This is a genomic window from Legionellales bacterium (assembly GCA_026125385.1).
Lineage (GTDB): Bacteria > Pseudomonadota > Gammaproteobacteria > JAHCLG01 > JAHCLG01 > JAHCLG01.
The window spans coordinates 1-1,555 of the sequence record JAHCLG010000070.1; the positions used below are offsets into that span (position 1 = coordinate 1).

A 1,555-nucleotide genomic window follows, 5' to 3' on the forward strand; every position below is an offset into this window, starting at 1 on the left:
AGGCATTCGCATTTGGATGCGCTACTGGTATACTAGCTGTTTATCCATCATTTCGAGCCAAACTAAATGTCTCGCACAATTTTTATGATAGTCAGCTGTTGGTGTTTAATCGGTTGTGGTCAAACTGGCGCATTATATCTTCCTTCCACTAACAATGCCAAACAACATAAAAATGATAGTTTCCTACTTTATCATCAGCCTAAAAAAACCAACACGGATGAATAAGCATGGATCATTTTATTTATCGTGATAATGAATTATACGTGGAAGACATGCCCTTGCAAGAATTGGCTGAACGATTTGGCACGCCGCTTTATGTGTATTCTCATGCCACGTTAATGCGACACATTCAAGTATTTCGAGAAGCGCTAAAAGATTACCCGCATTTAATTTGTTACGCAGTAAAAGCCAATTCGAATTTAGCGATTTTGCAACGATTTGCCCAACAAGGTTTAGGATTTGATGTGGTCTCGGGCGGGGAATTACATCGCGTTTTAACAATAGGCGGTGATCCTAATAAAATTGTATTTTCAGGCGTGGGGAAAACCCGCGCAGAAATTGAATATGGGTTACAAAATCATATTCATTGTTTTAATGTAGAATCAATTGCAGAGTTACAGCGGCTTGCAGATATCGGCGCGCAATATTCCCGAGCAGTACCCATTGCGTTGCGCATTAATCCCAATGTCGATGCCAAAACACATCCGCATATTTCCACCGGACTCACTGAAAATAAATTTGGCATTCCCATCGAAGAAGCTTTTTCACTCTGCCAAGACATCGTTAATCATCAATATCTACAATTAATTGGACTGAGTGCGCATATTGGTTCTCAAATTACTACGCTTGATCCATTTTTAAAATCGGTAGAACAATTAATTAATTTATATCGGCACTGCCAAGATCATAATATTACTTTAAAACATCTCGATGTGGGTGGAGGATTAGGTGTGCGTTATCAACAAGAAACACCCCCAAGCCCGCAGGAGTATATTGAAGCACTAATGAATTTAATGGGCAAAGAGCGCATCCCATTAATTTTTGAGCCTGGACGAGTATTGATTGCAAATGCAGGAATTTTATTAACAAAAGTAGAATATATTAAAAAAAATTCGCAGAAGCACTTTGCGATTGTCGATGCGGCGATGAATGATTTAATGCGTCCCGCCTTATACGATGCTTATCATGAAATTATTCCGGTAAAATTAAATTCGGGATTGCTAGAGTTTTATGATATTGTTGGGCCGGTGTGCGAAACCAGTGATTTTCTTGGGAAAAATCGTCATTTAAATATTGCAGCGGGAGATTTATTGGCTATTCGCAGTTGTGGGGCTTATGGTTCGTCTATGAGTTCTCAATATAATTCGCGGTTACGTCCCGCTGAAATTTTAGTCAATGGCAGCGATTATCGGGTCATTCGTCAACGAGATAATTTAGACGATTTATATAGAAATGAGCATGTTTAAAATTTTTGCGTAGCCTGGAATGTAGCGCAGCACGTAGCCTGGAACGGAGCGCAGCGGGTAGCCTGGAACGGAGCGTAGCGGAGATTCAG

At 40.1% G+C, this 1,555-nt stretch carries 2 protein-coding genes; both read left to right on the forward strand.

Going from position 1 to position 1,555, the window contains the following annotated elements; all coding sequences use genetic code 11:
- The first annotated feature begins 66 nt into the window (after window positions 1–66).
- Window positions 67–225, forward strand: coding sequence for a lipoprotein (locus KIT27_12465; GenBank protein ID MCW5590457.1), 159 nt, complete (start codon window positions 67–69; stop codon window positions 223–225).
- 2 nt (window positions 226–227) lie between these two features.
- Window positions 228–1,466 carry a diaminopimelate decarboxylase gene (lysA, locus tag KIT27_12470; GenBank protein MCW5590458.1) on the forward strand — a complete coding sequence of 413 codons (1,239 nt, stop codon included), beginning with the start codon at window positions 228–230 and terminating at the stop codon, window positions 1,464–1,466.
- Window positions 1,467–1,555 lie beyond the last annotated feature (89 nt).